The 25,906-nt window shown below is 64.6% G+C and carries 25 protein-coding genes; 9 read left to right on the forward strand and 16 right to left on the reverse strand.

Annotated elements, in window-relative coordinates; all coding sequences use genetic code 11:
• Positions 1–240: 240 nt before the first annotated feature.
• Both AWB78_RS09295 and AWB78_RS09300 read left to right on the forward strand, forming a co-directional pair.
• Positions 241–705, forward strand: a complete 465-nt coding sequence (locus tag AWB78_RS09295) for an ElaB/YgaM/YqjD family protein (protein WP_062604280.1) — start codon at positions 241–243, stop codon at positions 703–705.
• Complete coding sequence (locus AWB78_RS09300; RefSeq protein WP_232477657.1) at positions 642–1,259, forward strand: response regulator; 618 nt, start codon at positions 642–644, stop codon at positions 1,257–1,259. The genes AWB78_RS09295 and AWB78_RS09300 overlap by 64 nt, the downstream gene beginning before the upstream one ends.
• Positions 1,260–1,312: 53 nt before the next feature.
• On the opposite strand, the gene AWB78_RS09305 is transcribed toward AWB78_RS09300, so the two are convergent.
• A complete protein-coding gene (locus AWB78_RS09305) occupies positions 1,313–1,588 on the reverse strand; it encodes a DUF1488 family protein (protein WP_062604282.1) in 276 nt (91 codons plus the stop codon).
• A gap of 210 nt (positions 1,589–1,798) precedes the next feature.
• Positions 1,799–2,017 carry an FmdB family zinc ribbon protein gene (locus AWB78_RS09310; RefSeq protein WP_062604283.1) on the reverse strand — a complete coding sequence of 73 codons (219 nt, stop codon included), beginning with the start codon at positions 2,015–2,017 and terminating at the stop codon, positions 1,799–1,801.
• A 139-nt stretch (positions 2,018–2,156) separates the two neighbouring features.
• Between AWB78_RS09310 and AWB78_RS09315 the strand changes: the two genes are divergently transcribed.
• Positions 2,157–2,702, forward strand: a complete 546-nt coding sequence (locus AWB78_RS09315) for a DUF4142 domain-containing protein (RefSeq protein ID WP_062604284.1) — start codon at positions 2,157–2,159, stop codon at positions 2,700–2,702.
• A gap of 46 nt (positions 2,703–2,748) precedes the next feature.
• On the opposite strand, the gene AWB78_RS09320 is transcribed toward AWB78_RS09315, so the two are convergent.
• Positions 2,749–3,447, reverse strand: coding sequence for a carbonic anhydrase (locus tag AWB78_RS09320; protein ID WP_062604285.1), 699 nt, complete (start codon positions 3,445–3,447; stop codon positions 2,749–2,751).
• Positions 3,448–3,826: 379 nt separating this feature from the next.
• Between AWB78_RS09320 and AWB78_RS09325 the strand changes: the two genes are divergently transcribed.
• A complete protein-coding gene (locus AWB78_RS09325; RefSeq protein WP_062604286.1) occupies positions 3,827–4,138 on the forward strand; it encodes a TFIIB-type zinc ribbon-containing protein in 312 nt (103 codons plus the stop codon).
• An 89-nt stretch (positions 4,139–4,227) separates the two neighbouring features.
• Positions 4,228–4,734: a CBS domain-containing protein gene (locus AWB78_RS09330; RefSeq protein ID WP_062604287.1), complete on the forward strand. Its 507-nt coding sequence runs from the start codon at positions 4,228–4,230 to the stop codon at positions 4,732–4,734.
• Between the two features lie 416 nt (positions 4,735–5,150).
• Here AWB78_RS09330 and AWB78_RS09335 read toward each other — a convergent pair whose 3' ends face one another.
• The 3 genes from AWB78_RS09335 to AWB78_RS09345 form a co-directional block, all read right to left on the reverse strand.
• Positions 5,151–6,437: an RNA polymerase sigma factor gene (locus tag AWB78_RS09335; RefSeq protein WP_062604288.1), complete on the reverse strand. Its 1,287-nt coding sequence runs from the start codon at positions 6,435–6,437 to the stop codon at positions 5,151–5,153.
• Positions 6,434–6,832: a VOC family protein gene (locus AWB78_RS09340; protein WP_062604289.1), complete on the reverse strand. Its 399-nt coding sequence runs from the start codon at positions 6,830–6,832 to the stop codon at positions 6,434–6,436. The genes AWB78_RS09335 and AWB78_RS09340 overlap by 4 nt, the downstream gene beginning before the upstream one ends.
• A 94-nt stretch (positions 6,833–6,926) precedes the next feature.
• The gene (locus tag AWB78_RS09345) at positions 6,927–7,280 is read right to left on the reverse strand and encodes a YciI family protein (protein WP_062604290.1); all 354 of its coding nucleotides are present in this window, start codon (positions 7,278–7,280) and stop codon (positions 6,927–6,929) included.
• Positions 7,281–7,619: 339 nt separating this feature from the next.
• Between AWB78_RS09345 and AWB78_RS09350 the strand changes: the two genes are divergently transcribed.
• The gene (locus tag AWB78_RS09350; protein ID WP_062604291.1) at positions 7,620–8,018 is read left to right on the forward strand and encodes a DUF2917 domain-containing protein; all 399 of its coding nucleotides are present in this window, start codon (positions 7,620–7,622) and stop codon (positions 8,016–8,018) included.
• Positions 8,019–8,021: 3 nt separating this feature from the next.
• On the opposite strand, the gene AWB78_RS09355 is transcribed toward AWB78_RS09350, so the two are convergent.
• Positions 8,022–9,680, reverse strand: coding sequence for a tannase/feruloyl esterase family alpha/beta hydrolase (locus tag AWB78_RS09355; protein WP_062604292.1), 1,659 nt, complete (start codon positions 9,678–9,680; stop codon positions 8,022–8,024).
• A 137-nt stretch (positions 9,681–9,817) separates the two neighbouring features.
• Positions 9,818–10,678, reverse strand: coding sequence for a LysR family transcriptional regulator (locus AWB78_RS09360; protein ID WP_062604293.1), 861 nt, complete (start codon positions 10,676–10,678; stop codon positions 9,818–9,820).
• 163 nt (positions 10,679–10,841) lie between these two features.
• Here AWB78_RS09360 and AWB78_RS09365 point away from each other — a divergent pair, with 163 nt between their 5' ends.
• Together AWB78_RS09365 and AWB78_RS09370 are read left to right on the forward strand one after the other, a co-directional pair.
• The gene (locus AWB78_RS09365) at positions 10,842–12,227 is read left to right on the forward strand and encodes a DHA2 family efflux MFS transporter permease subunit (protein WP_062604294.1); all 1,386 of its coding nucleotides are present in this window, start codon (positions 10,842–10,844) and stop codon (positions 12,225–12,227) included.
• Between the two features lie 54 nt (positions 12,228–12,281).
• Positions 12,282–13,277 (forward strand): aldo/keto reductase, encoded by a 996-nt coding sequence (locus AWB78_RS09370; protein ID WP_062604295.1) that lies wholly within the window; start codon positions 12,282–12,284, stop codon positions 13,275–13,277.
• Positions 13,278–13,281: 4 nt separating this feature from the next.
• Here AWB78_RS09370 and rarD read toward each other — a convergent pair whose 3' ends face one another.
• The gene (gene rarD, locus AWB78_RS09375; protein WP_062604296.1) at positions 13,282–14,157 is read right to left on the reverse strand and encodes an EamA family transporter RarD; all 876 of its coding nucleotides are present in this window, start codon (positions 14,155–14,157) and stop codon (positions 13,282–13,284) included.
• A 282-nt stretch (positions 14,158–14,439) separates the two neighbouring features.
• Between rarD and AWB78_RS09380 the strand changes: the two genes are divergently transcribed.
• Entirely contained in the window at positions 14,440–15,495 is a 1,056-nt protein-coding gene (locus tag AWB78_RS09380; RefSeq protein WP_062604297.1) for an AI-2E family transporter, read from the forward strand.
• Between the two features lie 58 nt (positions 15,496–15,553).
• On the opposite strand, the gene AWB78_RS09385 is transcribed toward AWB78_RS09380, so the two are convergent.
• From AWB78_RS09385 to AWB78_RS09415, 7 genes are all read right to left on the reverse strand, one after another.
• Positions 15,554–17,218, reverse strand: coding sequence for a SpoVR family protein (locus tag AWB78_RS09385; RefSeq protein WP_062604298.1), 1,665 nt, complete (start codon positions 17,216–17,218; stop codon positions 15,554–15,556).
• Positions 17,215–18,480: a YeaH/YhbH family protein gene (locus tag AWB78_RS09390; protein WP_062604299.1), complete on the reverse strand. Its 1,266-nt coding sequence runs from the start codon at positions 18,478–18,480 to the stop codon at positions 17,215–17,217. Before AWB78_RS09390 ends, AWB78_RS09385 begins: the two co-directional genes overlap by 4 nt.
• A gap of 239 nt (positions 18,481–18,719) precedes the next feature.
• Entirely contained in the window at positions 18,720–20,642 is a 1,923-nt protein-coding gene (locus tag AWB78_RS09395) for a PrkA family serine protein kinase (protein ID WP_062604300.1), read from the reverse strand.
• 414 nt (positions 20,643–21,056) lie between these two features.
• Positions 21,057–21,818, reverse strand: a complete 762-nt coding sequence (locus tag AWB78_RS09400; protein WP_062604301.1) for a fumarylacetoacetate hydrolase family protein — start codon at positions 21,816–21,818, stop codon at positions 21,057–21,059.
• Positions 21,819–21,935: 117 nt separating this feature from the next.
• Positions 21,936–23,660 (reverse strand): methyl-accepting chemotaxis protein, encoded by a 1,725-nt coding sequence (locus AWB78_RS09405; protein WP_062604302.1) that lies wholly within the window; start codon positions 23,658–23,660, stop codon positions 21,936–21,938.
• A gap of 256 nt (positions 23,661–23,916) precedes the next feature.
• On the reverse strand, positions 23,917–24,849 hold the full coding sequence (rbsK, locus tag AWB78_RS09410; RefSeq protein WP_062604303.1) for a ribokinase: 933 nt from the start codon (positions 24,847–24,849) through the stop codon (positions 23,917–23,919).
• 30 nt (positions 24,850–24,879) lie between these two features.
• Positions 24,880–25,902, reverse strand: coding sequence for a LacI family DNA-binding transcriptional regulator (locus tag AWB78_RS09415; RefSeq protein ID WP_062604304.1), 1,023 nt, complete (start codon positions 25,900–25,902; stop codon positions 24,880–24,882).
• Positions 25,903–25,906 lie beyond the last annotated feature (4 nt).

Below are 25,906 nucleotides of genomic sequence, written 5' to 3' on the forward strand. Positions count from 1 at the left end.
GCCGGCGCACGGCTCGTGCTGCGCCGCTTCTTTCGGGACACGCGCCCGGCTTCGCTCTACGCCACGGATCGTAGGCTCGCGCGGGCGCGGCGGCAAACGAGCAATTCTCACCGTTATGTGAGAAAAATTGCCATGTGCCGCGCGGACCGGGTGGCCCCGATCGGATGGGTTGCCGGCGCGCCGATTCGGTGCGACTCTTGCTCATCGAAAGGCGGGGAACGGAGTCAACGGGAGAGGAACATGGAAAAGGCAAACGGCAGCGCATCCACGATCCAGACGATGCCCTCGGGCGAGCCACCGCTCGCGCGCCGGACGGTGGCGAGCGCGATGGAAGCGGCGCTCACGCCCGGCATGACGCAGGGGCAGGGCGCGAGCGTGACGCCGCTCGCGCCGGGTGCGGCGCACAAGCCGGCGATGTACGCGCCGTATCACGTGCACGGCAGCGTGCTCGAGGGCGGCGACAGCCCGACGGTGCTCGCCCAGCCCGCCGCCGCCAGGGCCGAGGGGCAGGGCAGCCAGTTCCATCCCGCGCGGCCGGTTCCGCGCCGCGCGCGCGCCGTGCTCGCGGATGCGCAGGATGTCGTCGCGGCGAGCTACCGGCAGGCGAGGGAAGGCACCGAGGATTACGTGCACGAAAACCCTTGGAAATCGATCGCGCTGGCGGCGGTCGCCGGGCTGATCGTCGGTTTGCTGGCTGCGCGTTGAGCGGTGCATGGGCCCGCATCGGCGCGATGGATCAAGCGGGCCTTAACCTTGCTGGACTAACGGTACCGGCACGGCGCCAATCGCCGTGCCGCGCCGATATGGAAGAACGATCGTACGATCTCTGCACCGAACGGTGCGAAGTATGGAACCCGTCGACGTCGGCGCTGGCCGGCACGCGGCGCGTTCTGATCGTGCATTCCGAATCGAATGTCGGCGATTCCTTCGCGCTCCTGCTCGCGATGCGCGGCTTCGAGGCCGTGCAGATCGGCGATGCCGAGAGCGCATTGCAGTTCGTCCGCACGTGGCGGCCGCAGGTCCTGTTCGTCGATACGCTCATCGGCGACGCGCACGACCACGCGCTGGCGCACAGGCTGCGCGAGACGCTGGCTCAGGATCCGGTGGAGGGTGAAGTCCAGTTGCTCATCGCGCTGGCCGCGGATGCCGTCCGCGACCCGCGCGATGTCCTTTTCGACGCGGGCTACGACGGCTTTTGCCGGACGCCGTGCCCGGTCTGGTGGATGTTCGACGTATTGAAGTGCTTCTATGCGCGCTGATTGCGCCGATGCGGGGCGGCGGATCCTGACGATGCGCCGCCCGCTGCGCGGCCTCAGACGGCCCGTGACGCCTTGAAATCGTTCGTTTCCAGCTCGACCGACTGACCGCCGTTGCGCTCCAGTGCGCGCCGGGCCGCGTCCTCGATCTGCACGCGTCCTCCTTCGAACGCGGCGAGGAGATCGTGCGAGGACGTTCCGCTGTTGCCGAAGTGATCGTTGAGCGCATCGAGGGAGACGCTGCACCAGACCTCGCGGCCCTCTACCTTGGCCTCGAACGCGACACGCGCTGCCGCCACCACATGACGCCGCCCGCTGAACTCTATCGTCATCCTTATCACCTCCTGTTATTCGATCGGAACACGCTAAGCGCGATCATCGCAATGGCCGCAACGACCCGCGGCCCGCGATGGCGATGCCCTCGACTGCGCGCGGCCTTGTGCGCCACGCACCGTCGTCTTGCATCATACGCCCGCCCCGCGCGAGGCGGGCGCCGTGGTGACTTTGCAATGGCTGTGCCCGGGCAGGCGGCCCGACGTGCGCTAACGGCAGCAGAGACAGCCGCCGCGATGCTGCATGCCGTAGCTGCCGGCATCGTCGGCGCCGGACGGGCTCGCGCTGCCCACGCTCGGCGCACCGATGGTCACGCGCGCGGCGATCGCGCCGCATTGCGGGCAGGCCGCGGGTTCGTCGCGCTCGGCGATGCGGCGGACGGCTTCGAATGCGCCGCAGCGCGCGCACTCGTAATCGTAGACAGGCATGGCGATTCCACTCGATTGCAGATTGCGTATTGATCCAGTTTAACAAGCCTGTTGCAAGCGGTTTTCGTTCCCGGCCCCGATGCGCCGTGGCACCGCCATTGCTGAAAAAGAGGCGGACCTAATTGCTCAAGGAGGCCTCATGAAACGCAATGCAACGCTGTGCGCGGCGCTCGCTTCGACCCTCATCGCCGCTGTGCCGCTTGCCGCGCTCGCGCAGACCGAGGCGGCCAGCACGACGATGGCGAACGACCTGCCGCCCGTCGACAAGGCTTTCGTGCAGGCGGCGTCGGCGGCGGGATCGACGGAAATCGACGCCGCCAAGCTCGCCACGAAGCAGTCGCAGGACAAGGACGTCAAGAGCTTCGCGCATCACATGATGGTCGATCACACCAAGCTCACGATGCAGCTCAAGATGGCCGCCCCGCACGGCGTGACCGTGCCGAAGGACAACTCCGATCCGGCCGTGCTCGATTCGCTGAAGCCGCTGCACGGCAAGGAGTTCGATACCGCGTACATCCAGGAGGTGGGCGTCGAGGGACACCAGCAGGCCGTCCAGCTCTTCGAAAAGGAAGCGCAGGAAGGGCAGAACGCCAAGCTGAAGCAGGCCGCGCAGCAGGCGCTGCCGACGATTCAGCAGCACCTGAAGATGGCGCAGGATCTCGCCGCGAAGAAGGGCGTGCAGTAACGCGCCTGCGCCGCGCGCCGCCCGTGCGCGCGGCTTCGCGAATCCGTCAGCGCGCGTCCTTGCGCAACATCCGCAGACGCGCTTGTTCCAGCGATTCGAACTTGCTGTCGGCTTCGTCGAACACCGAGACCTTGCCGCGTCCGATGTCGTAGACCCAGCCTTGCACCTGCAGCTTGCCGAGCGCGAGCCTTCCGGCGACCGCGGGATGCGTGCGCAGGTGCGTCAGCTGCAGGCGAATGTTTTCCTCGACCATCGCCTGGACGATGCGCTCCTCTTCCAGCTTTCGCGCCATCACGACACTGCGCGCGGCTTCGGCATTGCGCAGCCACGCGTGCACGGTCGGCATTTCATCGGCGATGGTCGCGCCCGACGCGAGGCCTTTCATCGCGCCGCAATCCGAGTGTCCGCAGATCACGATCTGCCGCACGTTGAGCGCGAGCACCGCGTATTCCACGACCGCCGACACGCCCCCGAGCATCTCGCCATAAGCCGGCACGATATTGCCGATGTTGCGGCACACGAAAAGCTCGCCGGGGCGCGTCTGCGTGATCATTTCCGGCGACACGCGCGAATCCGCGCAGGTGATGAAAAGCGTGTGCGGCGTCTGCCGGCGCGCGAGGCTCTTGAAGAGCGCTTCGCTGTCGGGGAACACGAGGCGGCTGAAGTCGTCGGCGCCTTGCAGCAGATACAGGAGATCGGGCGTCTCGGCGCCGTCGCGTTCTTCCATCGTGGTTTTGTCGGGCATGATCTCGCCTTGGTTGTGCGGTCGCGGCGCGCGCCCCCGCGCGCCGTCTCAAGCCGAAAGCTTGCGAGGTTTTGAGATGGATCGCAAGTCGGCCGTGCTCATGCCCGGCATGCGCGCCGGCGTAGTGCGGCTTTGCGGTCGGCTTGCGGCGTTTTTGCGTTGAAAGATCGTCTGATGGTTTCACATCGACCGATGCTGCTCGTTTCAAGCATTTACCAGACCTTCGCCGCTCACCGATCCGGCGAATCGGCCGAGCCCGTCCGCGCACCGCGCCGACAATTGCGGTTTTTCCGAACTTAACCGCTCGGAATCTCGCATTTTTCGATGTCGTTCTTTCGGTTAGATTGTTTTCATTGAAAGCAATCAGAAAGGAATCGACATGAAATGCCCGGTATGTCCCGCCACCGAACTGCTGATGACCGTGCGCGAGGGCATCGAAATCGACTATTGCCCGCAATGCCGCGGCGTGTGGCTGGATCGCGGCGAACTCGATCAGATCATCCGCCGCGCGGCGCAGGCGTCGCTGGCCGACGCGCAGGCGGCCGAGCGCGACGACTGGCAGGAGCGCGATCGCGAGCGCGAGCGCCGTGCCCATCATCACGACGGCTATCACTATGGCGACCCGCGTGACAAGCGCGGGCACCCGCGCCGCAAGAAATCCTTCCTCGGCGATCTTTTCGACTTCGACTGAATGCGAAAACGCCCGATTCATCGACGAGCTTTTGAAGCGCAGCACGCCGCACCCGCGGATGCATCGGAAAACTGCAACGGAGAACGGCAATGGCAACGGTGAAGCAAGTCCTGAAGACGAAGAGCGATACGACGGTTCACAGCATCGACGCGGAAGCGAGCGTCTATGAAGCCGTGGCGCTGATGTCGAGGGCGGAAGTCGGCGCGCTCGTCGTCACGGTGGGCGATGCCGTGTGCGGCATCGTCACGGAGCGCGACTATGCCCGCAAGGTGATCCTGCAGGACAAGGCATCGCGCACGACGACGGTCTGCGAAATCATGACCGCGCCCGTGATGTCCGCGAGCCTCAGGACGAGCGCCGACGAATGCATGGCGCTGATGACGCAGCACCGCATCCGTCATCTGCCGGTGATAGAGGGCGGTGCGCTCGTCGGGATGATCTCAATCGGGGATATGGTGCGGCATCTGATCGAGGAGCAGCAGTTCGCGATCGATCAGCTGGAGACCTATGTGCGCGGTCCGGACCATGAGCTGCCGACCTGCGCGCTCACGCGCCGCAGTCCGATCCCGCAGACGCTCGCGGCGCGTTTTGCTTGATGCGGGGCGCGTGGACGCGCCTTGCCGCCGGGCGCTCAGCGCCCGGCGAGCGCGAGACGTTGTTGCGGATTGCGAGCGTCGTCCGTCGAGCCGCCCATCCGGCGGGCGCGGACGAGACGCGTCGATGGATGCCAGGCCGTCGAGTTCGGAGCATCAGGTCATCAGCCGCGCATCGACCACCGGCCTCGATGATCTTCAAGCGATCCCGTTCGCGCAAGGTAAAACTCACCATTGGGTTCGGTGACATGGCAGGCTCCCGCTAAGCGGTCAGCCGCCAGCTTGCCACCGGCTAAAAACCCGACATCTGTAAATAGCCAGAACACGACATTTGAACTTGGGACCTACAAGCAAAACTTCGCTAATTTATCTTATGTAAAATTGGATATTGCGCCGGCAGCAATCCGCCCGCGCTCCCTTCATCCCATCGCTCCGGCCCGCTCCAACAGAAACTCCCGCTCCCGCGCATTCTTCGCAAGCGACGCGGCGCGCTCGAACTCCACGCGCGCCTCGTCCTTGCGTCCTACCTTCGCGAGCAGATCCGCGCGCACGCTCGGCAGCCAGTGGTAATTCCTGAGCGCGGGCGCATCGGAAAGCGCATCGACGATCGGCAACGCCGTCTCCGCCCCGTACGCCATGCTGACCGCCACCGCGCGATTCAGCTCGACCACCGGTGTCGGCGCCGTCTGCATCAGCGCGTCGTAGAGCGCGACGATCATCGGCCAATCGGTATCAGCGGCGCTCGGCGCGCGCGCGTGGCACGCCGCGAGCGCCGCCTGCAGCGCGTACACGCCGCGCGCGCCGCCCAATGCCTCCGAACGCTCCAGCGCCGCGAGCCCGCGCCGGATCAAGAGCGGATCCCAGCGGCTGCGATCCTGATCCGGCAACAACACCGGTCTGCCTTCCCGATCGACACGCGCCTTCGTACGCGACGCCTGAATCTCCATCAGCGCGACCAGCCCGTGAACCTCGCTCTCGTCGGGCGCCAGTCCGGCGAGAATGCGTCCGAGCCGCAGCGCGTCCTCGCACAGCGCCGGGCGCATCCAGTCGTCGCCGGCCGTCGCCGAATAGCCCTCGTTGAAGATCAGATAGATGACTTCCAGCACCGTTCCCAGCCGCGCCGCGCGCGCGTCGGCTTTCGGCACCTCGAACGGCACGCGGGCCGCCGACAGCGTGCGCTTCGCCCGCACGATGCGTTGCGCGATCGTCGGCTCCGGCACGAGGAACGCGCGCGCGATTTCGTCGGTCGTGAGGCCGCCGATCAGACGCAGCGTCAACGCGGCGCGCGCATCGACGGACAGCACCGGATGGCACGCCGTGAAAATGAGCCGCAGCAGATCGTCGCCGATGTCGTCCTCGCGCGCGGCGTCGAGCGCATCGACGAAATCCGGCGTGACGTGCGCCTCCCGCGCGTCGAGATCGCGGCCGTATTCCTCGTGCTTCCTCGCGTGCAGCGCGTGCTGCCGCAGCCGGTCGAGCGCCTTGTTCTTCGCTGTCGTCATGAGCCACGCTCCCGGCTTTTCCGGCACGCCCGTCTCGGTCCAATGCTCCAGCGCGGCGACGAACGCGTCCTGCGCCAGCTCCTCGGCGAGCGCGACATCACGCACGACGCGCGCCACGCTCGCGATCACCTTCGCCGATTCGATGCGCCATACCGCGTCGATGGCGCGCCGGGCGGCATCGTTCCGCTGCTCGGGCCCGCTCACGCCGCTTCCGGATTCATGTGCACGAGTTCCCAGATATGGCCGTCGAGGTCCTCGAAGCCGTGGCCGTACATGAAGCCGTGATCCTGCGGCTCGCGCGGCGCGCGTCCGCCCGCGGCGACGGCCTTCGCGACGAGCTCGTCGACTTCCGCCCTGCTCTCGCACGACAGGCACACGAGCGTCTCGGTGCTCGTGTGGGCATCGGCGATCGTCTTTTCCGTGAAGGTCTGGAAGAACTTTTCGACGAGCAGCATCGCGAAGATGTTTTCGCCGATGACGAGGCACGCGGCGTCGTCGTTCGTGAACGCCGGGTCGAAGTGGAGGCCGAGTGCCTTGAAGAAGGTCATCGAGCGCTTGAGGTCGCGCACCGGAAGGTTCACGAAAATCTGCTTGTGCATGGCGGAGGTCTCCTGGTTGGGTCGTTACGCGGGGCGTTTCATCGTTGGCCGTCAACTACACGACGATCCGCGCACGCCGGAATCGACACGACGATCACGAATAACACGGTCCGACTTTGCGGACTTCGATGGTGCACCACTGCGCCGCCGGACATTCCGCGGCAATGGCGACCGCTTCCGCATGCGTTTCGCAATCGATGAGGAAAAAGCCGCCGATCATCTCCTTGGCCTCGGCGAAGGGACCGTCGATGACGCGCGTATCGCCATTGCTCGCGGTGACGCGCGACGCATCCTTCAGCGACGTCAGCGATTCGACCGCGCGCAGCACGCCGCGCGCCTTCAGTCCCTCCGCGAATCCCACCATCTGGCGATACGCCTCGCGCCCTTCTTCCTGCGTGCGCTGGCCGCGCTGTTCGACCGGTTCCACCACGAGTAGCAGATAAGCCACGACGAGTCTCCGAATGTTTTCGCGATGGCGTCCAAGTTAAACCGTCGCACGCGCGCCGGCAAGGCCCGCCCCGCTCCGGTTTTCTGCATCACGCATCTATCTCGATATTGACAAGCGCCCTCACGCCACACGATACTGCGACACATGCACGCAGCCATCCTTTTCTCCATCGCCGCGATTAAAAACCGTATGAACGCCATCCGTGGCGGGTCATCGGGACAGCGTGTGCGCTAGCGAAACAGGCAAGCAAACAAATTCCGAAGGCCCCGCCGCAAGACGGGGCCTTCTTGTTTTTGCGTGCAAGGTTTCCGTCTTCGGCTCACATCATGGAGAGCAGAGATGGAAGAGGTATCGCAGGTTTTCGCGCGTCATGGCGTCGGCCACGGCGTGGCGTCGGGCTGCCTGAGCGCATCGGGCGCGCGCGTCGTGGTCTATGTCGAAGTGCATCCGCATCAGATGGTGTCGTGGCGCCTCACGCGCGATGCCGAGCTGCGTATCGGCGATGCACCCGCGTGTTCCCTTTGGCTCACGCGTCATCGCGATCCGTACGACTACTGGATGAAGCCCGGCGACGTCGTGCGTCTTTCGCGCGGCGAGCGCGTGTGGCTGACATCCGAGAGCGACGAGCCGCTGGAGGTGTCGCTCACGTCGTATCGGGGCACGCAACGCGGCTTCGTGTCGCGCTGGCTCGCGCGGTACTGGCCGCGCATGGCGCAGCGGCATACGAACGCGTTCTAGCGTTCAAGGCTCCACGCAACGGAAGTTCGCCGCGAGATTGACGCTGCCACGCCCCATGTAGCGCGGATAGTTCGGATAACGGCATATCGGCCGCGTGCGTCCGTTGGTGGCGGGCGCGATGTCGCTGCCGATGAGCGTTTCGGGCGCTACGCCGTTGCTCACCCATTCGTCGAGCGCGCCGAGCTCGTCCCATGCGGGGATGAACACGCCGTTGCCGTGCTGAAAGCCCGGCACCATGTAGAGCCGCATGAACGAATCGACGGTCTCGTTGCCGTATCGGTCGATGAGCCCGCGATAGAACGCGATCGTCTGATTGGGGCTGATGACTTCATCGGCGAGGCCGTGCATCGCGATGAGCTTGCCGCCGTGCTCGATGAACGCGGAGAAGTCCGGGTTCATCGCGCCGACGGTGTACGCGAGCGTCCTCAGGCGCTGCCTGAAGCGGCCCGGATTGTCGAGGTCGAACGCGAGCGAGCTGAAGTTGAGATCGCGCGTGACGAAGTGGCGGATATACGCGTCGCCTTGCGCGAAGAGATAGCCGTTCGCGGCGAAGGTCGGCGGATTCAGCAGCGTCGGCGAATCGCCGAGACCGAGCGCGCCGGACAAATCGACGCCCTGAAACACGTTGTAGCCCGGATACGCATCGACCCCGTAGGCGAGCGCATACGGCAAGGTAAGGCCGTCGCGCAGCATTTCCAGCGTGTCGATCTGCGCATCGGAGAGGCAACTGTCGCGCAATGAAGGACGCTGCCCGTTCGCGCAACGCAGCGACGCGACGATCTGCGGCTCCAGCGTCCTGCACGCCTCCACATTGCCGACGATGCCGTCCGCCGCGCCGTCGAGCCGGTCGCATTCATGCACGACGGTCTCGAACACGCGCCGCTGCTGCGCGAGCCCGACGAAGCCGCCCGGCTTCGCATACGACGCCTGTCCGATCTGCACGCCCATCAGCCGCACGCCGGAGAAATTGATCGCCGGCGCGTTGGCGATCACGCCGTCGTAGTCGTTCGGAAAGCGCTCGATCACGGTGAAGCCTTCGCGGCCGCCCGTCGATCCGCCCGCGAAGTAGGTTTTGTCGGGCGTGCGCCCGTAGCCCATCTGGATCAGCGCGAGCGCCACGTCGCGTGTTTTCTTGAGATGCCCGAAGCCGAAGTTGACGATGGCCTCGTCGTTCACCGCGAAGTCCGCGCGCCCCGAATTGCCGACGTGGCCCGAATCCGAGCCGAAGGTCGCGTAGCCGCGCGCGAGCGGCGTCGAATCGGGCGCGAAAGGCATCGGATCGGTGCCGGAGACGATCGTGCCGTTGTAGCCGCCGCCGCCCATCTGCAGCGCGCGGCCGTTCCAGCGGCTCGGCAGGTTCACTTCGAAGCGGATGTCGGGCGTCGTGTCCTGCAGCGCCCTGATGAATCCGGTGATCCGGCAATACTCGCCGTTGCGGTTGCCGGGCGCGGCCGCCTTCACGACCCACGCGGACACGATGGTCGCGCCGCGCGTCGGCAGGCCGATGATCGACGCGGGCACCGTCTTGCCTTCGAGGTCGTCGCAGTGCTTCGTCACGTAGGCGGCGGCGTGCGCGTTCGACCACGCCGCGAGCATCATCGCGACGAAAAACGCCGGCAAGCGGAACGGATAGGAGGAAAGCAGGCGCAGGAAACGGAACACGTCTTGGAAGTGGCTACTTCAAACGCCGCACAATATATAAGAACAGATTGTCGATAGCCATTCGGGTCTGCCGGTCGTTGCAGCGGCACAACCGGCTTCCCTGCCCTCGCGTGTTTCTTCGCGGGTCGTTGTCGTGGTCATTCGCCGTCCCATTCGCCGCGCAGGTCGCTGTTCTCGAGGAGCTGCAGCAAGGTTTCGGCCGGGCGGCTCAAATGTTTCGCGCCGAACGCGATGAACTCCACTTCCGGCAGCACGGGCAACTCCGCGCGATTCACCGGCGCCGCCAGTCCCCGGGCCGCCAGAAAATGCGAACGGACCGTCAGCCCCAGGCCGCCGCGCGCCGCGGCGATGCACCCCGCATGGCTGCTGCTGGTGCAGACCATCTGCCAACTGGCGCCGGTCATCGCGAGCGAATCGAGCACGACGCCGCGCGTGACGCTCGGCTCCGAGACGAGGATGAGCGGCAGCGGCCCGCTCGTATCGACGACGGTGCCGGGCTTCGCGAGCCATTCGAGCCGCCCGGAGAAGAGGCGCATGCCGCGCGCATCGCCGAGACGGCGCTTGCCGACCGCGAGATCGAGTTCGCCCGCATCGACCATCTGATACAGCCGCCCCGTCATGCCAATGGTGATTTCCAGCTCGACGTCCGGATGCGTGTCGCGGAACGCGGCGAGCACGCTCGGCAGCGGCCCGAGCGCGATATCGTCCGATGAACCGAGCCGCACGCGCCCGCGCAGGCGCGGCGAGCTGAACTGCGACTGCGCGTGCGCCATCGCTTCGAGGATCACGCGGGCGTGCACGAGCATCGCTTCGCCGTCGGCTGTGAGCGCGAGCGAATGCGTGTCGCGCACGAAAAGCCGCCGCCCGACGCTCTCCTCCAGACGCCGGATATGCTCGGACACGCTCGACTGGCGCAGCCCGAGCTGCCGGCCGGCGTCGGTGAAGCTGTGCGACGCGGCCACCGTCGCGAAGGTGTTCAGCCAGACTGGATTGAGCATCCCGCATTGTGATCGCTAAATCCGATGACAGTCAATGCGGTTAGCGGTCTTCCCGATGACTCTCCGAGTCACTAAGATTTCACAATGCGCCAGAGAAACCGGTTTCAACGCGCTTTCTCCCGGCTTTCGATCGTGCGCGTCACCTGCAAAAACGCCTCTCCACATGACCAGACAGTCTTCGCACACGGCACTTCTATGGATCGTCGCCGTGGGCTTTTTCATGCAGGCGCTCGATACGACGATCGTCAACACGGCGCTGCCTTCCATCGCACGAAGCCTGAACGCCGCGCCGCTCGCGTTGCAATCGATCGTCGTCGCCTACACGCTCACGATGGCGCTCTTCACGCCCGCCTCCGGCTGGCTCGCCGACCGCTTCGGCACGCGCCGCGTCTATCTCGTTTCCATTTCGCTTTTCGTGATCGGCTCGCTCGCCTGCGCGAGCGCCCACACGCTCAATCAACTCGTGCTCGCGCGCGTGCTGCAGGGCATCGGCGGCTCGATGCTGCTGCCGATCGGACGTCTCGCCGTATTGCGCGCCGTGTCGGGCGAAGCCTACGTCTCCGCGCTCGCGATGATTTCCGTCGCCGGCCAGGTCGGCCCGATCCTCGGCCCGACGCTCGGCGGATGGTTCGTCGAGTCGTTCTCGTGGCACTGGATCTTCCTGATCAACGTGCCGATCGGCGCGGTCGGGCTGTACGCGGTGCACCGCTATCTGCCGAACGACACGCGGCACGATGCGCCGCCCTTCGATTTCGTCGGCTGCGGATTGCTGTCGATGTGCATGGTGTCGTTCTCGCTCGCGCTCGATTGCCCGGTCGAGACGCATCGCGGCGCAGTGTCGGCGGCGCTTTTCGCGCTCGCGGCGGTATCGGCGTTCGCGTATGTGCCGTACGCGCGGCACAAGCGCCATCCGCTCTTTCATCTCGCGCTCTTTCACGAGCCGAACTTCAGCGTCGGGCTGATCGGCAATCTGCTGTGCCGGATCGGATCGAGCGCGGTGCCGTTCCTGCTGCCGCTTCTGATGCAGCTCGAGCTCGGCTATAGCCCGCTGCATTCGGGCCTGATGATGCTGCCCATCGCAATCGCCGGCACGATCAGCAAGCGCTGGATCGCGCAGCTCGTCAAGCGCTACGGCTACGACACCTTCCTGCTCGTGAACACGGCGCTCGTGGGCGCGTCGATCGTCGCGTTCGCGCTCTTCTCGCCGACGCTGCCGCTCGCCGTCGAAATCGCGATCCTCGCGGTGTTCGGCGCCAGCAATTCGATGCAGTTCGCCGCGATGAACAGCGTCACGCTCAAGGGCCTGTCGAAAAAGGATGCGGGCAGCGGCAACAGCCTCTTCTCGATGGTGCAGATGCTCGCGATCGGCCTCGGCGTATCGATCGGCGGCTCGCTCGTGCAGCTTTTCCAGGGGCCGTTCTCGGCGTCGACCGGTTTCAAGCTGAGCTTCGTGTGCATGGGCGTGGTGACGCTGCTGTCGGGCGTCGTGTTCCGCTATCTCGATTCCGCGCCGCAAGGCGCCGCGCCCGCCCGCGCCGGCACGTCCTAGCCGTTGCGGCTATTCTGTCGGTCCCATCGAACCGTTTTCTTCTGGAGCGCAACCGTGCAATACGGCAAATTCGGCAACACCGGCCTCACCGTTTCGCGTCTCACGCTCGGCACGATGACCTTCGGGCTGCAGACCGAGGAAGACGTATCGCGCAGCATCATGGATCGCGCGGCGGATGCGGGCGTCAATTTCATCGACACGGCGAACGTCTATCCGCTCGGCAGCGGGCATGATCTCGCGGGCCGCACCGAGGAGATCGTCGGGCGCTGGCTCCAGGGCCGGCGCGACCATTTCATTCTCGCGACCAAGGCCGTGCATGAGATGGGGCCGCACGCTTGGCACAAGGGCGCGTCGCGCAAGCATCTGCTCGACGCGATCGACGCATCGCTCAAGCGCCTGAATACCGATTACATCGACCTGTACCAGCTCCATAACGACGACCGCGACACGCCGCTCGACGAGACGCTCGAAGCGCTCGACATCATCGTGCGGCAAGGCAAGGCGCGTTATATCGGCGTATCGAACTTTCTGGCGTACCGGCTCGCGCGGGCGCTCGGCCGCTCGGACGTTCTGCGGACGGCGCGCTTCGTTTCCGTGCAGCCGCGCTACAACCTGCTGTTCCGGCAGATCGAGCGCGAACTGCTGCCGCTCGCAACCGAGGAAGGCCTCGCCGTGATTCCGTACAACCCGCTCGCGGGCGGCCTTCTCACCGGCAAGCACAAATTCGATGCGGGCCCGAGCGAGGGCCGCTTCACCGGCGCGGTCGGCAAGGCGGGCGCGATGTACACGGAGCGCTACTGGCACGAGCGCGAGTTTCACACCATCGAGCAGATCAACCAGATCGTCGCGCCGACCGGACGCTCGCTCGCGAGCACGGCGCTCGCGTGGGTGCTGGCGAATCCGGCGGTGAGCTCGGCGATCATCGGCGCGAGCCGGCCCGATCAGCTGAATGAGACGCTCGCGGCCGTCGATCAGCCGCTCGATCCGGAGATCAAGGCGAAGCTCGACGAAGCGACGGTCGAGTATCGCTTCGGCGACGCGCTGCGCTGATTCGTCAGACGCGGGCCGCGCGTGCGCGATACACGCCTTCGAGCGAGTAGATCGCGAGCGCGGTCCAGATCGCGCCATAGCCGATCAACTGATCGTGGCCGAAGAACTCCTGATAGATGACGACGCCGATCAGCAATTGCAGCGACGGCGTGATGTACTGGATGAGCCCGAGCATCGACAGCGGAATGCGCCGCGCCCCCGCCGCGAAGAGCAGCAGCGGCACGGCGGTCACGGGCCCGGCGGCGGCGAGCAGCAGTTTTACGCCGAGCGACGCGTGCTCGAAGCCGCTACCGCCGTGCGCGTTCAGGAAGAACAGATACAGCAGCGCGACGGGACACAGCAGCATGGTTTCGAGCGTGAGCCCTTCGAGCGCGCCGAGCGACGCGGTCTTGCGCAAGAGCCCGTAGCCGCCGAATGTCAGCGCGAGCGCGAGGCTGATCCACGGCGGCGCGCCGTTCACCCACGTCAGCCACAGCACGCCGAGCGCGGCGATGATGACCGCGATCCATTGCACCGGCCGCAGTCGCTCGTGCAGGAACGCCATCCCGAACAGCACGTTGACGAGCGGATTGATGAAGTAGCCGAGACTCGCCTCGACGATGCGTCCGTCGTTCACCGCCCAGATATAGATGCCCCAGTTCGCCGACAGCAGCACGGCGCTCGCCGCGAAGCGCGCGAGCAGGCGCCGGTCGCGCAGAACCGGCCCGAGCCACTTCCACTGACGGCGCACGGTCATCACGATGAGCAGGAAGAGCATCGACCATGCCATGCGATGCGCGAGCATCTCGACCGCGCCGATCGAATGCAGGACCTTGAAGTAAATGGGAAAAAGGCCCCAGATGGCAAAGGCCGCGAATGCGTAGACGACGCCTGGATTCATTGTTCGATGCGTTGAGCGGAAATGGCCGCGCACGAACGATCGGCTCGTTCTCGGGCGTGCTTGCCGGCTGACCGGCAGCGTTCCGCAAGGATTGGAAGCCGGATTTTAGTCGACGCGCGCGGTTTGGCTCCAGCGGCGTGCACGCCCTTTTGCGAACTGTTTAACGAACCCTTGGACGAATTGGCGCTCGAACCCAGAGCGCGAAAGCCGCCCGAAGGGCCGTGATAGCATGGCCGGCCTCGCGATTGCTGAATAGCTCCCCGCCTGTTTTATCGTTCGCCAATGGATAACCACACCGTTCACCAGAATTTCTTCCATATCCTGCTGGCCATCGTGACGCTCGCGCTCGCGTGGGTGCTGCTGCCCTTCTTCGGCGCGATCTTCTGGGGCGCGATTCTCGCGATCCTCTTTCAGCCGATGCAGCGCTATCTCGCCGCGCGCTTCGGCAAGCGCCGCAATCTCGCCGCGCTGACGACGCTGGCCGCCGCGATTCTCATCGTCATCATTCCGCTTGCGGTCGTCGCGGTGACGCTCGTGCAGGAAATCGCGCTCGTGTACGCGCGGATCAAGAGCGGCGAGCTGAATTTCGGGCTGTATTTCCAGCACGTGCTGCATGCGCTGCCGGTTTCGATACAACAATTGCTCGGGCGCTACGGTCTCGACGATATCGTCGGCGTGCAGCGCAAGCTGATGGAAGGCGCGGCGCAGATCAGCCAGTTTGCGGCGGCGCAGGCGCTGTCGATCGGGCAGAACACGTTCCAGTTCGTCGTGAGCTTCGGCGTGATGCTCTATCTCGTGTTTTTTCTGCTGCGCGATGGCGGCGAAATCGGCCGGCGCATCCGCCGCGCGATTCCGCTCGATCCGGAGCCGAAGCTTCATTTGATCGCCAAGTTCACCACGGTGGTGCGCGCGACGGTCAAGGGCAATATCGCGGTCGCGGCGGTGCAGGGATTGCTCGGCGGGCTGATTTTCTGGATTCTGGGCATCGGCGGGTCGCTGCTGTGGGGCGTGCTGATGGGATTTCTGTCATTGCTGCCCGCCGTCGGTGCGGCGATCGTGTGGGTGCCCGCGGCACTCTACTTCTTCATGACAGGCGCAATTCTCAAGGGGCTGATCCTGGTCGTGTTCTGCGTTGTCGTGATCGGGCTCGTCGATAACGTGCTGCGGCCGATTCTCGTCGGCAAGGATACGAAGATGCCGGACTGGGTCGTGCTCATTTCGACGCTCGGCGGAATGGCGCTCTTCGGGATCAACGGGTTTGTGATCGGGCCGCTCGTGGCGGCGCTTTTCATGGCGAGCTGGGATTTGTTTTCGCAGGATCAGGCAGGGACGCAATAGCGGCGAAGAAAAAACCGGCTCTGGATCAGAGCCGGTTTTGTTTCGAGGCATGCGTCGTTCACCGCGTATTCGGCGCCGTATACCGACACTCGAACCGCTTCCTCACGGTCCCGTTCTCGTCGACACTTTCCAGATAGACATCGAACTGCCACAAGCGCGCCATGTGCTTGAGCACTTCGTCGCTGTCGTTCGACAAATGCCGGTTATCGGTCATGAAGTGGCGCAGCGTGAGACTCCGATCCCCGCGCGTATTCACCGAATACACCTGAATGTTCGGCTCGCGATGGTGAATATCGTATTGCCGTGACAAAGCCTGTCGTACATACCGATACCCGCTGTCGTCATGAATCGCGGAGACTTCGAGCGCGTCGCGCATGTCGTCGTCGAGAATCGAGAAGAGACGCATCTCGCGAATCAGGTGCGGCGACAGATACTGCGCGATAAAACTCTCGTCCTTGAAATTACGCATCGCGTAGTGCAGCGATTCCAGCCAGTCGCTGCCCGCGAGCTCCGGGAACCACTCGCGGTCTTCGTCCGTGGGGTTTTCGCAGATGCGGCGAATATCGCTCATCATCGAAAAGCCGAGCGCATACGGATTGATGCCGCTGTAATACGGCTTCGTCACCGGCGGCTGATACACGACATTCGAATGCGAATGCAGAAACTCCATCATGAAGCCGTCTTCCAGGCGGCCTTCGTTGTAGAGCGTGTTCAAGAGCGTGTAGTGCCAGAATGTCGCCCAGCCCTCGTTCATGACCTGCGTCTGCCGCTGCGGATAGAAATACTGGCCGATCTTGCGCACGATGCGGATGACTTCCCGCTCCCACGGCTCCAGCAACGGCGCGTTCTTCTCCGCGAAATACAGCAGATTTTCCTGCGGCTCAGGCGGATACCGGCTTTCGATTTCCTCCTGCGAAGGCTCCTTTCCTTTCGGCAGCGTGCGCCACAGTTCATTCACCTGCGACTGCAGATACGCTTCGCGTTCGCGCCGCATCGCCGCTTCCTTCGCGAGCGACAGCTTCTGCGGACGCTTGTATCGGTCGACGCCATAATTCATCAGCGCATGGCACGAGTCGAGCAGTTCCTCGACGCGGTCGAGCCCGAAACGCTCCTCGCATTCCGCGATGTAATTCTTCGCGTAGACGAGGTAATCGATGATGGCGTGCGCATCCGTCCAGAGCTTGAACAGATAATTGCCCTTGAAGAACGAGTTGTGCCCGTAAGCGGCGTGCGCGATCACGAGCGCCTGCATCGTCATGGTGTTCTCTTCCATGAGATACGCGATGCAGGGATTCGAATTGATGACGATTTCGTACGCCAGGCCCATCTGCCCGCGCCGATAGCCTTTCTCCGTCGCGAGAAAGTGCTTGCCGAACGACCAGTGCCGATAGTTCACCGGCATGCCGACGGATGCATACGCATCCATCATCTGCTCGGAGCTGATGATTTCGAGCTGAATGGGATAAGTGTCGAGACCGTAGCGGTTCGCGACGCGCGAGATTTCGGCGTCGTACTCCTCGATCAGCTCGACGCTCCAGTCCGATGGGCACGGCAGCGGCCGCCGTTTCTCAGAAACATTCATTCTGCCTTCCTTGTGCGCCTCGTCTGTCTTCGCGGACGCATTGCGTTGCCCTGCATCAGGCCCAGGCCGCGCGGCGGCACGATCGTCCGTGCCATCCAGCTGATACCCGCGCGTCTCATTGTGCAAATGCCGCGTCGTCATGCGGCCGCCTGCTGTTTTTCGAACAGTTCGCGGAACACCGGATAGATGTCCGCGGCCGAATCGACTTTCTTCATAGCCAGCTCGGGCGCGCCCATGGCAAGCTGAGCATACTCCAGCCAGAGATTTTGCTCCTCCGGCGCAACTTGAATATAGGCAAAATACCGGACCTTCGGCAGGATGTCTTCCGCCAGCAGCTTGCGGCACTTGGGGGAATCGTCCGTCCAGTTGTCGCCGTCCGATGCCTGCGCGCCGTAAATGTTCCATTCAGTCGGCGAATAACGCTCGTCCATGATCTTCTTCATGAGCTCGAGCGCGCTCGACACCACCGTGCCGCCGCTTTCCGTCGAATGGAAGAACGTGTCCTCGTCCACTTCTTCGGCGCGCGTATGGTGCCGGATGAACACGACCTCGATCTTCTCGTAGTTCCGCTGCAGGAACAGATACAGCAGGATGAAGAAGCGCTTGGACAGATCCTTGCGCTGCTCGTCCATCGAGCCGGAGACGTCCATCAGGCAGAACATCACCGCCTTGCTCGACGGCGTAGGCTGCTTCACGCGATTGATATAGCGCAGATCGAACGGATCGATGAACGGAATGCGCGTGATCCGGCCCTGCATGATGACGATATCCGCTTCGAGCCGCGCGATTTCCTCGGCGTCGCCATTCTCTTCCTTCAGCTGCTCGAGCTGGCGTTCCATCTCGCGCAACTGCGACGCGAGCGGCCAGCCGAGCGCGATGCGCCGCCCGAGCGCGCTGCGCAGCGATCTCACCACATCGATGTTGTTCGGCGTGCCTTCCGCCGCCCAACCCGCACGCACGTTCTTCCATGTCGGCACGGCCAGCAGTTGCGTCTTCACGAGGCGCGGCAGTTCGAGGTCGTCGAAGAAGTACTGCATGAACTCGTCGCGCGAGAGTTCGAAGACGAAATCGTCCTGCCCTTCGCCTTCGTTGCTCGCGCTCTTGCCGCCGCCGCCCGCGCCGCCCGGCGGACGCGGAATCTTGTCGCCGCGAATGTAATCGGCGTTGCCCGGATGGACATACTCGCGCTTGCCGCCCGGTCCATGACGGAACGAGGGCTCGGAGATGTCCTTCTTGGGAATGGTGATGCTCTGGGTGCTTTGAATGTCTTTGATGCTGCGATCGCGCACCGCGTCGGAAACCGCGCGGCGAATATAACTCTTGACGCGTCGCAGAAAGCGCTCGCGGTTGGCGATGCTCTTGTTCTTGCCGGCTAACCTGCGGTCGATGATTTGGTGCAGCACATCCAGTCTCCCGCGTTATTGGCGAGATGGCGAGGCGCTGCGCGAGCCTTGAATCGTTCGCAGCGTCTCTGTCTCGCAAACTGTCCACTGTGCCGGCCGGATGCAATCCGCGCGCCCGCACGGCTCAGGGACATCATAACTCCCGCGCTGCGCGGGACCGGAACCGGCGTTGAAGCGCCGTTCCGGTCTATGGGTTTCGCGCCTGCAATGAAACCGGGCGCTGGCCCTGATACTTTACTTCATGACGACTTGCGCACACGCAGATACCAGTCGCACAGCAGCCGCACCTGCTTCGGCGTGTAGCCCTTCGCGACCATGCGATTGACGAAGTCCTCGTGCTTGCGTTGCTCTTCGGCCGATCCTTTCGCGTTGAACGAAATCACCGGCAGAAGTTCTTCGGTGTTGGAGAACATCTTCTTCTCGATCACCACCCGCAGCTTCTCATAGCTGATCCACGCGGGGTTCTTGCCGCCGTTCGCCGCACGCGCGCGCAACACGAAGTTCACGATCTCGTTGCGGAAGTCCTTCGGGTTGCTGATGCCCGCGGGCTTCTCGATCTTCTCCAGCTCGGCGTTCAATGCCGCGCGGTCGAAGCTCTCGCCGGTGTCGTGATCGCGGAACTCCTGATCCTGAATCCAGAAATCCGCATAGGTCACATAGCGGTCGAAGATGTTCTGTCCATACTCCGAATACGACTCCAGATAAGCGGTCTGAATCTCCTTGCCGATGAACTCGGCGTAGCGCGAAGCCAGTACGTCCTTGATGAACGACAGATACTTCTGCTCCGTTTCCGGCGGGAACTGCTCGCGCTCGATCTGCTGTTCGAGCACGTACATCAGATGCACCGGGTTGGCGGCGACTTCGGTGGAATCGAAGTTGAAGACGCGCGACAGGATCTTGAACGCGAAGCGCGTGGAGACGCCCGTCATGCCTTCGTCGACACCCGCGTAATCGCGATACTCCTGATACGACTTCGCCTTCGGGTCCGTGTCCTTCAGGTTCTCGCCGTCATAGACCTGCATCTTCGAGAAGAGGCTCGAGTTCTCCGGCTCGTGCAGGCGCGTGAGCACGGCCATCTGCGCCATCATCTTGAGCGTGCCCGGCGCGCACACCGCCTCGGCGAGGGACGAGTTGCGCAGGAGCTTCTCGTAGATCTTGATCTCTTCGCCATAGCGCAGGCAGTACGGCACCTTCACGACGAAGATACGGTCGAGCAGCGCTTCGTTGTTCTTGTTGTTGCGGAATGCCTTCCACTCCGACTCGTTCGAGTGCGCGAGGATGATGCCGTCGAAAGGAATCGCGCCGAAGCCTTCCGTGCCCTTGAAGTTGCCTTCCTGGGTCGCGGTGAGCAGCGGGTGCAGCACCTTGATCGGCGCCTTGAACATTTCGACGAATTCCAGCAAGCCCTGATTGGCGAGGCACAGGCCGCCGGAATAGCTGTACGCGTCAGCGTCGTCCTGCGAATAGGTTTCGAGCTTGCGGATATCCACCTTGCCGACGAGCGACGAGATGTCCTGATTGTTCTCGTCACCCGGCTCGGTTTTCGCGATGCCGATCTGACGCAGGATGGACGGATAGCGGCGCACCACGCGGAACTTGCGGATGTCGCCGTTGTACTCGTGCAGGCGCTTCACGGCCCACGGCGAGAGGATGTTCTTCAGATAGCGGCGCGGGATGCCGTATTGCTCTTCGAGCACCGGGCCGTCTTCGTCGTAGTCGAAGAGGCCGAGCGGCGATTCGTTGACGGGCGAACCCTTCAGCGAATAGAACGGAACGCGCTCCATGAGCTGCTTCAGTCGTTCGGCGATTGACGACTTGCCGCCGCCCACCGGACCCAGCAGATACAGGATCTGCTTCTTCTCTTCCAGACCCTGCGCCGCGTGCCGGAAGTAGGACACGACGTTCTCGATCACTTCCTCCATTCCGTAGAACTCGCGGAATGCCGGATACACCTTGATGACCTTGTTTGCAAACACACGCGAAAGCCGCGGGTCGAGGCGCGTATCGACATGCTCCGGCTCCCCGATGGCCGTCAACATGCGTTCGCCCGCTGTTGCATATGTGGCAGGATCTTCTTTGCAGAGCGCGAGATACTCTTCGAGCGAGAACTCCTCCTCGCGGGTTTTTTCGAAGCGGGTCGCGAAACTGCTGTAGATATCCATGCTACCTCCTCGCCGAAGTCAGAAAGCTATGCCGTGCGCAAAGCGCGTAATCGAAACGACATCGCTTGAAATCATCCTAAACCCTTTCGAATTTTTTTTCACGCACTTGCGTTGTTCATTTGTTGTTCATTTGCTTCGAAGTATGACTCGCTTGGTGAGCTATTTTCGTTCACCTACAATCCTCATCCCAATGTACGTATCGTGTTGCCCGGACACCGGTCCTGCCTGTTCGCTTCCCCGCGCTCGCCGCTACTTGCACGCTGCTTTTGTCCGCCAATGCGGCCTATGCCTCACGCTCGCTGCCCATGTCCATGCATCGCTCGGGCATCGCTATGCATGCGTCTCGTGCGATGCAATTCGTCGCAGTGTGCGCGACACCATCAATAATCATTCCCGCTGCATGGTGTTTCCGCTTCATGCAAGCACCAGCTCCAGTTCCCCGATGCGATCGATCGCGCCATGCAGCATCGCCGGTCCGTCGACGCGATACGCGCCCGTATAGGAGCCTGTCGTGATCGTCCAGAACGGCTCGACGGTCAGGCCCATGCGGGAACAGTGGTTGACGAGCCACGGCAGCAACTCGCGCGGATCGCCCGCGGGATTGCCGAGCGCGGCCGGCGCAATCGACTCGCCGTCGAGCGTGAATTCCAGTCGCGGAGTGAGAAAGTCGAAACCGGGCGCGACGACGTCGTAAGGCTCCATGCCCGAGACGACGAGCGCGCCGTTGTTCTGCGAATCCGCCAGTTGGGCGAGCGGGTCGAGATTGGGCCATTGCGCGAAACGGCTGTCGACGACTTCGAGCGCGACCGCGATGCCGCCGATCGCATCGAATACTTCCTCGCGCGTGTAAGGGTCGTGTCGCGCGGGCAGCGCATAGGCGAAGCGGAACGCGATCTCGAGTTCCACGAGCACCCGGAAAAACGATTGAAAAGGCAGACGCGCGGGCGAGACGTGGACGAGCGCCGTGTCGATGGGCGCGCCCGCGGCGAGCGCATCCGGCGCGCGCGCACCGATTTTCCAGGCGCCGATGCGTGCATCGGACTCTTTCAGCATCTCATGCTGAATGGCATAGGCGGTGGGCGCGTCGGCCGGAATATCCGCGGGCTCCAGCGTTTCGATCAGCTGATGCCGGCGGCGGGCGTCCGCGAGTTTCGCGGCGAGTGTCGATCCGGTCATGGCGATATCCTCGTGTGAACAGTCACGCATATTCCCACCAGTGTACGGGTTACCGGATCGACGTTGGTCGCGCGCGTGTGGAATCGCGCGCATTCCCGCCGCGCGCAGGTCACACGCTCAGAACGTTTCCCAGTCGCCGCCGGCCTCGCCCGCGTGCGCGGGCGCCCTGGGCGCGAGCGGCACCGATGCGGCGCGCTTCGCCGGCGCGGGCGCGACCGGTTTCGCCGCGACGCGCGCGCTCACCGTTGCACGCGATGCAACTTTCGTGACCTGTGCGGATACGGCCGCTGCGGGCGGCGCGCCGTCCGCGACCTGGAACACCGCCACCGCCTGCCGCAGGCGCGCGGCCTGATCTTCGAGCGATTGCGCGGCCGCCGCCGCTTCCTCGACGAGCGCAGCGTTCTGCTGCGTCACTTCGTCCATCTGCGTGACGGCGCGCGACACCTGCTCGATGCCGCTCGACTGCTCCTCCGACGCCGCCGCGATCTCGCCCATGATGTCGGTCACGCGCTGCACCGCGCCGATGATCTCGTTCATCGTGCGCCCGGCTTCGTCGACGAGCGTCGTGCCCGTCCGCACGCGTGCCACCGAGGTATCGATCAGCTCCTTGATTTCCTTCGCCGCCGCCGACGAGCGCTGCGCGAGACTGCGCACCTCGCCCGCGACGACCGCGAAGCCGCGCCCTTCCTCGCCCGCGCGCGCCGCTTCGACCGCCGCGTTGAGCGCGAGGATATTGGTCTGGAACGCGATCCCTTCGATGATCGTGATAATGTCCGCGATCTTCGACGAGCTGCCGTTGATCTCGCGCATCGTGTCGACGACCTGCGTGACGACCGCGCTGCCCTTGCCCGCGATGTCCGATGCGTTCGCCGCGAGCGCGCTCGCCTGGCGCGCGTTGTCGGCGTTCTGGCGGACGGTGCCGGTCAGCTCTTCCATGCTCGACGCGGTTTCCTGCAGCGCCGACGCCTGCTCCTCCGTGCGCGACGACAGATCGGTATTGCCCGCGGCGATCTGCTGCGTCGCCGACGCGATCGATTCGCTGCCCGAGCGCACGGTCCGCACGGTCGTCAGCAGGCTCGCGCGCATCCTGGCGAGGCCCTCGAGCAACTGGCCCATCTCGTCGCGCGACGTCACGACGACCTCGCGGCGCAGATCGCCGGCGGCGATCGCCTCGAAATGGCCGAGCGCGGCTTCGAGCGGACGCGCGATTGCGCGCCTGAGCGAGACCCACGCGAACGCCGCCGCCGCGATGCCGAGCGCGATCGCGCCAAGGCTCAGCGCACGGAACCACAGGAAGCGGTTCTGCGTTGCTTCATAGCTCGTCTTCGACGCCTGCGTCAGGAATGTGCGCAGCGCGTCGTTCGCGTTGGCGAGCTCGTTATACGTGACCTGCATCGCCTTGGCGTTCGCGATGATGCCGTCGTGATCGTTCGCGAGGATCGCGGCAATGCCTTTGTCGACAATGCCTTGCAGCGCGAGGCGCTTGTCCTGCGCGGCATCGGCGAGACGCTTTTCCTCCGGCGAGCGCTGCAGCGACGCGTATTGCTTCCAGTAGCCGTCGGCGCGTTCGCGCATCATGCGCGAGCGCTCGACGGTGGCGGCGACCTCCGACGTGCCGGCGAGCAGCGCCGCGCGGTCGAACACGAGCCGCTCGCGCGCCGCGTACATTTCCGCATTCCCGACCGCGATCGCCGCGGGCATCTGCACCGAATAGGTCGCGAGAAACGCGTCGTTCGAGTGGCTCATGCCCGCGAGCCCCAACGCGCCGATCGCGATAAGCAGCGCACCCAGAAACGCCATCGAGATGCCGAGGCGCGCCTTGATCGTCAAAGCCTTTTTCATTGAGTTTTCCCTTGCCGCTTGCGAGCGGGTCTCCCGGCCGGTTGACGGCCGGCGCGCGATTTCCGCACGAAACGCGCGCCGAAGACGTCCGCGCGGCCGAGGCGCGCCGTCCTTTCCGTCGATGGGCGTGCGCGCGAGGGATTGCGCGTCCGCTATTGACGTAAACGGCGCCAGAGAGACCGCACTTGAGGGAATTGTTTCGTATGAAGAGAAAACGACGCGTCACGCGCGCCGTTTTTCAGCGAACGTCGACCACTTATTCCGTGAGTTCGCTGCGGCGCGGAATGGAAGGCTGGGCGCCTTCCCGCGTCACCGCGATCGCCGCCGCGCGCTGGCCGAACGCGATCGCGTCCATCGCGGCGGCACCGCGCGCAAGCTCCGCCGCGAAGCCGCCGATGAAGGTGTCGCCGGCGGCGGTCGTGTCGACGGCCTCGACGTTCGGCGGCGCGAGATGCACGCCGTCATCGCCCGCGCCGTCGAGCAGCGCCAGCACGCCTTGCGCGCCGAGCGTCACGATCACGTTGCGCGCGCCCTTCGCCTTGAGCGCCTGTGCGGCGCGGCGGGCGTCGTCGGGCGTCGAGATGGTCACACCGGAGAGCGTCGCCGCTTCCAGTTCGTTCGGAATCAGATAGTCGATGAGCGGAAACCAGTCCGGCGGCAGCTTGCGCGCGGCGGGCGCGGGATTGAGGACCGTCGTGCGTTGCAGACGGCGGCCGGCCGCGAGCGCGGCGCGCACCGTTTCCGGCGGCGTTTCGAGCTGGCACACGATGACATCGGCGCGCGCGAGCAGCGCTTCGTGCTCCTCCATGCGCGGCGGCGTCACGTCGGCGTTGCTGCCCGCGACGATGACGATCGCGTTCTGGCTGGCATCGTCGACGACGATGAGCGCGACGCCGGTCGGCGCATCCGCGCTCGTCGCAAGCGCGGTGCAGTCGATGCCTTCGGTCTCGAGGCTGCGCTTGAGCGTCGCGCCGTTCGAGTCGTTGCCGACGCAGCCGATCATCGCGACCTGCGCGCCCAGGCGCGCCGCGGCGACGGCCTGATTGCCGCCCTTGCCGCCCGGCACCTGCGCGAATGCGTGTCCGGCGAGCGTCTCGCCCGGCTTCGGTAGACGCGGCGCGCGCGCGACGAGATCCATGTTGAGGCTGCCGACCACGGTCACGCGGCCGGTCGCTGCGTTGTCACTCATCTTGGCTCACATCCTGAATATCGGCCTTCGTTACGCCTTGGCGTTGCGCGGCTCGGGCGCCACCGCGGTCGATTCGCGGCGCACGAGGCGCGGCGGCACCACGCGCCGGCGCGTCGTGCCGGTCAGCTTGCCGGTGATGCGGTCGATCAGCGTCTGCGCGGCCATTTCGCCGAGCGCGCGCACCGATTGACCGACCGTCGACAAGGCCGGATAGGTATAGCGCGACAGTTCGACATCGTCGAAACCGATGATAGAGCAATCCGTCGGCACCTTGATGCCGCGCTCGGCCGCCGCCCGCAGCGCGCCGATGCCCATCATGTCGTTGCACGCGAAAATCGCGGTCGGCTTCATGTGGTCGAGCAATTGCGAGGCCGCCGCGTAGCCGCCCGTCGCGGAGAAGTCGCTCTGCACGATCGCGTTCGGCTCGATTTCCATGCCGCGCTCGGCCATCGCGCGGATGAAACCGTGCAGGCGCATCGCGGAGACGGCCGTCGCAACGGGCCCGGTGATGCAGCCGATCTGCGAGTGCCCGAGCTGCAGCAGGTGGCGGGTCGCGAGATACGCGCCCTTTTCGTGGTCGATCTGCACGAGGTCCGACTGCAGCCCCTCGATATTGCGATCGACGATCACGAGCGGCTCGCGCGCGCCCGCGAGGCATTGCGCGAGCACCGAGTCCTCACCCGCCGATGCGATCACGAGCCCGTCGATGCGCTTTTCCTGCAGCACGCGCAGATAGCTGCGCTGCTTCGCGGGATCGTCGTCGGAGTTGCAGAAGAACACGCAGTAGCCGTTCTTCGCGCAGCCGTCCTCGACGCCGCGCGCGAGTTCGGCGAAATACGGGTTCGTCGCGTTCGGCACGAGCAGACCGATCGTCGCCGTCGAACGCGCCTTCAGCGAGCGCGCGACCGCCGACGGCACGTAGTCGAGCTCGCGGATCGCCCGCTCGACTTTCGCCCGCACGTCGGCCGACACCGGCCTCGAATTGTTCACTACGTGGGATACCGTCGTAAACGACACCCCGGCAATGGCTGCCACGTCTTTGATCGTCGCCATACAT

The sequence above is a fragment of the Caballeronia calidae genome, from assembly GCF_900044055.2.
GTDB lineage: Bacteria > Pseudomonadota > Gammaproteobacteria > Burkholderiales > Burkholderiaceae > Caballeronia > Caballeronia calidae.

Coding starts and splice junctions, on each gene's coding strand:
- AWB78_RS09295 (WP_062604280.1), top strand. CDS start 241: ATGGAAAAGGCAAACGGCAGCGCATCCACGATCCAGACGATGCCCTCG.
- AWB78_RS09305 (WP_062604282.1), bottom strand. CDS start 1,588: ATGACGATAGAGTTCAGCGGGCGGCGTCATGTGGTGGCGGCAGCGCGT.
- AWB78_RS09310 (WP_062604283.1), bottom strand. CDS start 2,017: ATGCCTGTCTACGATTACGAGTGCGCGCGCTGCGGCGCATTCGAAGCC.
- AWB78_RS09315 (WP_062604284.1), top strand. CDS start 2,157: ATGAAACGCAATGCAACGCTGTGCGCGGCGCTCGCTTCGACCCTCATC.
- AWB78_RS09320 (WP_062604285.1), bottom strand. CDS start 3,447: ATGCCCGACAAAACCACGATGGAAGAACGCGACGGCGCCGAGACGCCC.
- AWB78_RS09325 (WP_062604286.1), top strand. CDS start 3,827: ATGAAATGCCCGGTATGTCCCGCCACCGAACTGCTGATGACCGTGCGC.
- AWB78_RS09330 (WP_062604287.1), top strand. CDS start 4,228: ATGGCAACGGTGAAGCAAGTCCTGAAGACGAAGAGCGATACGACGGTT.
- AWB78_RS09340 (WP_062604289.1), bottom strand. CDS start 6,832: ATGCACAAGCAGATTTTCGTGAACCTTCCGGTGCGCGACCTCAAGCGC.
- AWB78_RS09350 (WP_062604291.1), top strand. CDS start 7,620: ATGGAAGAGGTATCGCAGGTTTTCGCGCGTCATGGCGTCGGCCACGGC.
- AWB78_RS09360 (WP_062604293.1), bottom strand. CDS start 10,678: ATGCTCAATCCAGTCTGGCTGAACACCTTCGCGACGGTGGCCGCGTCG.
- AWB78_RS09365 (WP_062604294.1), top strand. CDS start 10,842: ATGACCAGACAGTCTTCGCACACGGCACTTCTATGGATCGTCGCCGTG.
- rarD (WP_062604296.1), bottom strand. CDS start 14,157: ATGAATCCAGGCGTCGTCTACGCATTCGCGGCCTTTGCCATCTGGGGC.
- AWB78_RS09380 (WP_062604297.1), top strand. CDS start 14,440: ATGGATAACCACACCGTTCACCAGAATTTCTTCCATATCCTGCTGGCC.
- AWB78_RS09385 (WP_062604298.1), bottom strand. CDS start 17,218: ATGACGACGCGGCATTTGCACAATGAGACGCGCGGGTATCAGCTGGAT.
- AWB78_RS09395 (WP_062604300.1), bottom strand. CDS start 20,642: ATGGATATCTACAGCAGTTTCGCGACCCGCTTCGAAAAAACCCGCGAG.
- AWB78_RS09400 (WP_062604301.1), bottom strand. CDS start 21,818: ATGACCGGATCGACACTCGCCGCGAAACTCGCGGACGCCCGCCGCCGG.
- AWB78_RS09405 (WP_062604302.1), bottom strand. CDS start 23,660: ATGAAAAAGGCTTTGACGATCAAGGCGCGCCTCGGCATCTCGATGGCG.
- rbsK (WP_062604303.1), bottom strand. CDS start 24,849: ATGAGTGACAACGCAGCGACCGGCCGCGTGACCGTGGTCGGCAGCCTC.
- AWB78_RS09415 (WP_062604304.1), bottom strand. CDS start 25,902: ATGGCGACGATCAAAGACGTGGCAGCCATTGCCGGGGTGTCGTTTACG.